This window comes from Mycobacterium sp., from assembly GCF_025965855.1.
GTDB lineage: Bacteria > Actinomycetota > Actinomycetes > Mycobacteriales > Mycobacteriaceae > Mycobacterium.
This window is the reverse complement of sequence record NZ_JAOPWB010000156.1, coordinates 1-7,406: the sequence shown is the minus strand read 5'-3', so window position 1 is coordinate 7,406 and position 7,406 is coordinate 1. Positions and strand designations below refer to the sequence as shown.

The window sequence follows — 7,406 nt, the reverse complement described above, 5'->3', positions numbered from 1 at the left end:
GCCCCGCCCGGCCCCGCGGGCGTGACGGCGGTGCCGGCCACGCCGGAGCCGCCGCTGCCGCCGTTGCCCCAGAGGATTCCGCCAGCCCCGCCGGCCTGCCCGGTATCCGGCGCGCCGTTGGTGCCGTTGCCGATCAGCGGGCGCCCGAACAGGAACTCGGTGGGCGCGTTGATCACCGCCAGAAAGTCGTCCTCGAGGGTCTGCAACGGCGAGGTGCTGGCCGCCTCGGTCAACGCATAGGCGCCCCCGGCGCCGGTCAGCGACTGCACGAACTGGGCATGAAATGCCGCCGCCTGTGCGCTGATCGCCTGAAATTCCCGGGCGTGCGTGCCGAAGAGCTGCGCGATGGCCGCCGACACCTCGTCCTCGGCCGCGGCCAGGACTGTGGTGGTGGGGCCGGCAGCCGCGGCATTGGCCCCGGAAATCGCCGAACCGATTCCGTCCAAACTCGCCGCCGCACTCGACACCGCGTCGGGCGAAACCAACACAAACGACATTGCGCGCCTCCTCGGCCCCCCGAGGAATGTCGGCCGCCTCTCCTCAACCGATAGAGCTAAATCGCATCGTATGGCGACGCTGCCCGCCGGTTGTCGGTTTTAGCTATTTACCCGTTGGCAACGTCGTGTTCGTTCGGCTTGCACGAGTGGTGCTGGAGTGACTCAGAGCTCGCGGCTGGGAGTCCGGAACAGCGAGATCCGCGCCGCCGAGGCACCGTTTCCTCAGCCGGCCTTGCTAAACCCAGCTAAGCTTTGAGCGGTTCCGTTTGAACTTTTCGGTATAGATCTACGTCTCCAAGGGGTGCCACCAATGAGCGTCATCGCGGGTGTGTTCGGGGCCCTGCCGCCATATCGTTATTCTCAGCGCGAGCTCACTGACTTTTTTATCAGCATCCCGGATTTCGCCGACTACGAAGACATCGTTCGACAGCTGCACGCCAGCGCCAAAGTCAACGGGCGCCACCTGGTTCTGCCGCTGGAGAAGTATCCGACGCTGACCGATTTCGGCGCGGCAAACCGGATTTTCATCGAGCAGGCGGTGAATCTCGGCTGTGAGGCGCTACTGGGCGCCCTGGAAGAGGCGGGGCTGGAACCGCAGGACCTCGACGTGCTCATCACGACGACGGTTACCGGGGTCGCCGTTCCGTCGCTGGATGCGCGCATCGCCGGGCGGCTCGGTCTGCGCGACGACGTGCGGCGGGTGCCGTTGTTCGGCCTGGGCTGTGTCGCGGGGGCGGCGGGGGTGGCCCGGCTGCACGACTATCTGCGGGGTGCACCGGACGGTGTCGCGGCCCTGGTGTCGGTGGAGCTTTGCTCACTTACCTTCCCGGGTTACAAGCCTACGGTGGCCGGCCTGGTCGGCAGTGCCCTGTTTGCGGACGGGGCGGCCGCGGTGGTGGCCGTCGGAGAGAGCCGAGCCGACGATGTCGGCGCCGGCGGGCCCGACATCCTTGATTCCCGCAGTCATCTCTACCCGGACTCGTTACGCACCATGGGCTATGACGTCGGCACCACCGGCTTCGAGCTGGTGCTGGCACGGGAACTGGCAGAGATCGTGGAGCAGTATCTCGGCAAGGACGTCACCGAGTTCCTGGCTTCGCACGGACTGAGCACCACCGACATCGGCGCGTGGGTCACCCATCCCGGCGGCCCCAAGGTCATCGATGCGATCAACGCCACTCTGGACCTGCCGCCCGAGGCCCTGGAGCTGACGTGGCGTTCGCTCGGCGAGATCGGCAACCTCTCGTCGGCTTCGGTGCTGCACGTGCTGCGTGACACCCTGGCCAAACCGCCGCCCAGCGGCAGCCCAGGGCTGATGATCGCGATGGGTCCAGGATTCTGTTCAGAATTGGTCCTACTGCGCTGGCACTGATTGACCGAGAGACGCGATCTGTGGCGCCGGCAGCTGACCAGGTCCTCAGGCGGCATGAGCCGCCGCTGAGAGGTGATGACTGCGCGACTCGTCACCCAGTCCGCTTGAGTAGCACGGAAGCCCGGCCTTATGAACAGCACTGACGAGGATCTCGTCACGGCCCTGCGGGCGTCCCTGAAGGCCAACGAGCAGCTGAAGCGCGAGAACCGGGAATACCGGGCCCTGATCTCAGAGGGGCCGACCGAGCCCGTGGCCGTCGTCGGGATGGGTTGCCGATATCCGGGTGGCGTGGACTCCCCTGAGGGCTTGTGGGCGATGGTGGCCGCGGGCCGGGACGTGGTGTCCGAGTTTCCGGCTGACCGGGGTTGGGACTTGACGGATCTGTTCGACCCGGATCCCGACGCGGTAGGCAAGTCGTATTCGCGGCAGGGCGGCTTCTTAGCGGATGTGGCCGGTTTCGATGCCGCCTTTTTCGGGATCGCCCCCAGCGAGGCACTGGCGATGGATCCGCAGCAGCGGTTGTTGCTGGAGATCTCGTGGGAAGCGTTGGAGCGGGCGTGCATTGACCCGCGGGACTTGCGGGGTTCGGCGACCGCGGTCTTTGCCGGGGTCTTCCACGGTTCGTATGGGGGCGCCTGCCGCGTGCCGGGCGAGCTGGAGCGCTATGGGATGCGCGGTTCGACGCTGAGTGTGGCGTCCGGCCGGATGGCGTACGTGCTGGGGCTGGAGGGCCCGGCGGTGTCGGTGGACACCGCGTGTTCGTCGTCGCTGGTGGCGATGCACCTGGCGGCGCAGTCGTTGCGGTCGGGGGAGTGCAATTTGGCGCTGGCCGGTGGCGTGACCGTGATGGCCAGCCCGGCGATGTTCGTCGACTTCAGCCGGCAGCGGGCGCTGTCGGTGGACGGGCGGTGCAGGGCCTACGCGGGCGCCGCCGACGGGACCGGGTTTTCCGAAGGCGCCGGAATGCTGGTGCTGGAGCGGCTGGCTGACGCGCGACGGTCTGGCCATCCGGTGTTGGCGGTGCTGCGGGGCTCGGCGGTGAACCAGGATGGCGCCTCCAACGGGCTGGCCACGCCGAACGGGCCGTCGCAGCAGCGGGTAATTCGTGCGGCGCTGGCCAGTGCACGCCTCGACGCGGCCGGGGTGGACGTGGTGGAGGGGCATGGGACGGGCACCATGTTGGGCGATCCCATTGAGGCCCAGGCACTTCTGGCGACCTACGGGCAGGGTCGGCCGGCGGATCAGCCGTTGTGGTTGGGATCCATCAAATCCAACATGGGCCATACGTCGGCCGCCGCGGGTGTGGCCGGGGTGATCAAGATGGTGCAGGCGATGCGGCACGAGGTGATGCCCAAGTCGCTGCACGTGGATGTGCCTACGCCGCACGTGGATTGGTCGGCCGGGGCGGTGTCGGTGTTGACGGAGTCGCGGCCGTGGCCCTCGGGGGATCGTCCGCGGCGGGCGGCGGTGTCGTCGTTCGGGATCAGCGGCACCAACGCGCACATGATTGTCGAGGAGGCGCCCGCGGAGCCGGAACGCGTTGTGGCCGAACGCGATGAGCCGCCGTCGGTGCCGTGGGTACTGTCGGCCCGGTCGGGGCAGGCATTGGCCGACCAGGCGGCCCGGCTATCGGGCTGGGTTGGCGCCCGCGAGGGACTGAGCGCGGTGGATATTGGGTGGTCGTTGGCCACCACCCGGTCGACGTTCGAGCACCGGGCAGTGGTGGTGGGTCCCGACCGTAAGGCGCTGACGGCTGGACTCGCGGGGCTGGTCGCCGGCGAGCCGGGCGCGGGCGTGGTGGTGGGCCGGGCCCGCGCGGTGGGCAAGACGGCGTTCGTGTTTCCCGGGCAAGGGTCGCAGTGGTTCGGTATGGGTGCCGAACTGCTTGATGCTTCAACGGTGTTCGCTGACCACATGCACCGGTGCGACAAGGCGCTCGGTGAGTACGTCCCGTGGTCGTTGATCGATGTCATCCGCGCGGCGCCGGGCGCGCCGGGGCTGGATCGAGTGGATGTGGTCCAGCCTGCGCTGTGGGCGGTGATGGTGTCGCTTGCCGAATTGTGGCGGTCGGTGGGCGTCGTGCCCGACGCGGTGATCGGCCATTCCCAGGGCGAGATCGCAGCGGCGTACGTGGCGGGAGCGTTGTCGCTCGAGGATGCCGCGCGGGTGGTCGCATTGCGCAGCCAGCTGTTGCTGCAGGTATCGGGCGGGGGAGGCATGGCCTCGCTGGCGTGCGGCCTGCCCAAGGCGCAGGAACTGATGGTGCCCTGGGGCGATCGCTTGAATATCGCTGCGGTGAACGGCGTCTCGGCGGTGGCCGTGTCGGGTGACGTGGCCGCGCTGGAGGAGCTGATACGGCGCTGTGACGCCGACAATGTTCGGGCCCGGTGGATCGATGTCGACTACGCCTCGCACTCGACGCAGGTAGACGCGATCCGCGAACCTTTGGCTCGGGCGCTGACCGGCATCGAGCCCCATCCTTCGTCGATCGCCTTCTTCTCAACGGTCACCGGCGGGCTCATGGACACCGCCGGCTTGGGTGCCGAGTACTGGTATCGAAACATCCGGCAGACGGTGCAATTCGAACGGGCGCTGCGCGGCGCAGTCGACGCCGGCTATCGGGTGTTCATCGAATCGAGCCCGCACCCGGTGCTGATCGCCGGTATCGAGGAAACGCTCGGCGACCATACTTCCGCGGAAGACGCAATTGTCATTCCGTCGCTTGGTCGCGACGACGGCGGGCTGGACCGGTTTTGGCTTGCGGCAGGCCAGGCGCACCTCGCTGGTGTCGAGGTGGATTGGCGGGCGGCCTTCTCCGGCTACGGGGCTAGGCGTGTTGAGCTTCCGACGTATGCGTTTCAGCGACAGCGGTTCTGGTTGCCACCCGAGTTGGTCGGTTCGGGTGATGTGCGTGGTCTGGGGCTGGTCGCGGCCGAGCACGGGTTGTTGGGTGCGGTGGTGGATCGGCCCGATTCGGGTGGGGTGGTGTTGACGGGTCGGCTGTCCATCGCCGCCCACCCCTGGTTGGCCGACCATGCGGTCGGCGGAGCGGCGTTGTTCCCGGGAACGGGGTTTGTGGAATTGGTGGGCCGGGCCGGTGATGAGGTCGGTTGCCCTGTGATCGAGGAGCTGACGGTGTCGGCCCCGTTGGTGCTGTCCGCGGCGGGTTCGGTGCAGATTCAGGTGGTGGTCGGCACCGCCGGTGCCGCGGGCTCTCGGCCCGTGGCGGTGTATTCGTCTGGCGGGCAGGCTGATTCGGAGTGGGTGTTGAACGCCGAGGGCCTGCTGGGCGTCAGCGCTGGCGCACCGGGTGCGGATTTGTCGATCTGGCCGCCGGCAGGCGCGGTGGCGGTAGACGTCACCGACGCCTATCAGCGTTTGGCGGCGCGCGGCTACCAGTACGGTCCGGCCTTTCGGGGATTGCGGGCGGTGTGGCGGCGGGACTCCGAGATCTTCGCCGAGGTCGCCGTGCCGCAAGATGCCGGCATCACGGTCGAGGGGTTCGGCATCCATCCGGTGCTGCTGGACGCCGCGCTGCATGCGCTGGGATTGGCCGACGGCGACGCTCCCACGGTGCTGCCGTTCTCCTGGCAGGGTGTGACTCTGCATGTGGCGGGGTCATCGCGGGCGCGGGTTCGGATACTGCCGGTCGGCCCGGGGTCGGTGTCCATCGAGCTGGCTCACCCGACCGGGCTTCCGCTGTTGTCGGTGCAAAAGCTCGACATGCGGCCGGTGCCGGCGGGCCAGTTGTCGGCGGCGGCAACGCCGGCCGACGGCGGGCTGCTTGAGGTTGCTTGGTCCCCGGTGTCGTTGAGCGAACACGGTATTGGCGATGGCATGGTGATGTGGGAGCCCCGCGCCGGAGTGGCGTCGGGTGGTGTGCGAGCAGTGTACGAGGCGGCCCACGAGGTGTTGGGGGTGTTGCAGTCCTGGTTGGCCGGGGACGGGCGCGGGGTGCTGGTGGTGCTGACTCGCGGCGCCGTGGCGTTGGCCGGTGAGGACGTCACGGATTTGGCCGGCGCGGCGGTGTGGGGGTTGGTCCGGTCGGCCCAGGCCGAGCATCCGGACCGGGTGGTGTTGGTCGATTCGGACGGGTCGCTGGATGCGAGCGCGGTAATTGGCTGCGGCGAACCGCAATTGGTGATCCGTGCGGGGGTGGCGTATGCGGCGCGGCTGGCGCCGATAACGTCCGACTCGGCGTTGGGGCTGCCTGCTGCGGGTTGGCGGTTGGCCACCGGCGGCGGCGGGACGCTGGAAGATTTGGTCGTGGCTCCCAGCCCACGAGTGGAACTGGCGGCCGGCCAGGTGCGCGTGGCAGTGGCCGCGGTCGGGGTGAACTTCCGCGATGTGTTGGTGGCGTTGGGAATGTATCCCGGTGGCGGCGAGTTGGGCGCCGAGGGCGCCGGGGTGGTCGTCGAGGTCGGCCCAGGTGTGTCGGGGTTGGCCGTCGGTGACCCGGTGATGGGCTTGTTGGGGATCGTGGGTTCGGAAGCGCTGGTCGATGCGCGGTTGGTGACCGCGGTCCCCACAGGGTGGTCATCGCTCGAGGCCGCGGGCGTGCCGGTGGTGTTTTTGACGGCGTTGTACGGCTTGTCGGTCTTGGCCGATGTGCGGGCCGGGCAGCGGGTGTTGGTGCATGCCGCGACGGGTGGTGTGGGTATGGCTGCGGTGCAGCTGGCCCGGCACTGGGGCGCCGAGGTCTTCGCCACTGCCAGCCAGGGCAAGTGGGAGACGTTGCGCACGTTGGGGTTTGACGACGACCACATCGCGGACTCGCGGACAACTGCGTTCGAGGAGAAGTTCTTGTCCACCACGCGGGGGCGTGGGTTGGATGTGGTGCTGAATTCGCTGGCCGGGGAGTTCGTGGATGCCTCGTTGCGCTTGCTCGGCGAACGTGGGCACTTTGTCGAGATGGGCAAGACCGACCTGCGCGATCCTGCGGAGATTGCCGCGCAGCATCCCGGCGTGCGGTATCGGGCCTTTGACCTGATGGAGGTCGGCCCGGATCGCATCGCGGCCATGCTGGCTGAGCTGATGGATTTGTTCAAGCGTGGCGTCTTGACACCACTGCCGACAAAGACTTTCGACGTGCGTCGTGCCGGCGAGGCGTACAGGTTCGTCAGTCAGGCCCGCCACATCGGCAAAATCGTGCTCTCCGTGCCGTCCGGACTGGCGGGGGGCACGGTGCTGATCACCGGGGGAACCGGGATGGCCGGCTCAGCACTGGCACGTCACCTCGTTGCCCGGTACGGGGTCGCCCACGTCATGCTGGTCAGCAGAAGCGGCGGCGACGATCTTACAGCCGAGCTGGTGGCCGATTTGCAGGAGGCCGGGGCGGGGGTGGCTGTGGTGGCCTGCGACGTAGCCGACCGGGACGCGGTGGCCGGATTGTTGGGCCGGGTGCCCGCGGAGCATCCGCTGCGAGGAGTTTTTCATGCGGCGGGGGTGCTGGACGACGGGTTGATCGCGTCGTTGACCCCGGAGCGGGTGGATGTGGTGTTGCGGGCCAAGGTGGATGGGGCCTGGAATTTGCACGA

The 7,406-nt window shown here is 68.3% G+C and carries 3 protein-coding genes; 2 read left to right on the top strand and 1 reads right to left on the bottom strand.

The annotated features are described in order from the left end of the window. The coding region (locus JWP83_RS12490; protein WP_297730250.1) for a PE family protein at positions 1-497 on the bottom strand (497 nt) is incomplete at its 3' end. A 310-nt stretch (positions 498-807) separates the two neighbouring features. On the opposite strand from JWP83_RS12490, the gene JWP83_RS12485 reads away from it, so the two are divergent. Together JWP83_RS12485 and JWP83_RS12480 are read left to right on the top strand one after the other, a co-directional pair. Continuing rightward, on the top strand, positions 808-1,869 hold the full coding sequence (locus JWP83_RS12485) for a type III polyketide synthase (protein ID WP_297730249.1): 1,062 nt from the start codon (positions 808-810) through the stop codon (positions 1,867-1,869). Positions 1,870-1,998: 129 nt separating this feature from the next. Continuing rightward, positions 1,999-7,406: type I polyketide synthase (locus tag JWP83_RS12480; protein WP_297730248.1), on the top strand; the 5,408-nt coding region annotated here is incomplete at its 3' end.